The sequence below is a fragment of the Mesorhizobium sp. M1D.F.Ca.ET.231.01.1.1 genome (genome assembly GCF_003999155.2).
In the GTDB taxonomy this organism is placed as follows: Bacteria; Pseudomonadota; Alphaproteobacteria; order Rhizobiales; family Rhizobiaceae; genus Mesorhizobium.
Map to the genome: position 1 here is coordinate 1 of NZ_RZOZ02000178.1, position 321 is coordinate 321.

General features: G+C 61.4%; 1 pseudogene. It reads right to left on the reverse strand.

The window, feature by feature from the left end:
- Window positions 1–239: pseudogene (locus EN874_RS32845) on the reverse strand (transposase); the annotation flags it as partial.
- Window positions 240–321 lie beyond the last annotated feature (82 nt).

Consider the following 321-nt stretch of genomic DNA (forward strand, 5'->3'; position numbering starts at 1 on the left):
ACGGCATTGGCAGCGAACGTCCGGCACGACAACCGCGTCCACTTGATCGCGCCCTTGCCTTCCTTGATCCACTGCTCGGCCGTGCCGCGGCGATTGTAGAAGGCGACAACCCGCTCGGCCGGGCGGGACAGGTTGGTGACGATGAAGCCGACGCGCGGAACAAGCTCGCCCGGATGCCACTCGACTTTGGCGATCACCCGGCGCGGCTTGGTCCAGCTTCCGGCCTGATAGGTGAAATCTCCCAAAATCAAGCTAGGTTCGCGTCCATGCAACGACTGTGGATAACCTTCGTTGTTCGGCATCAGTGAGATGGCTCGATCA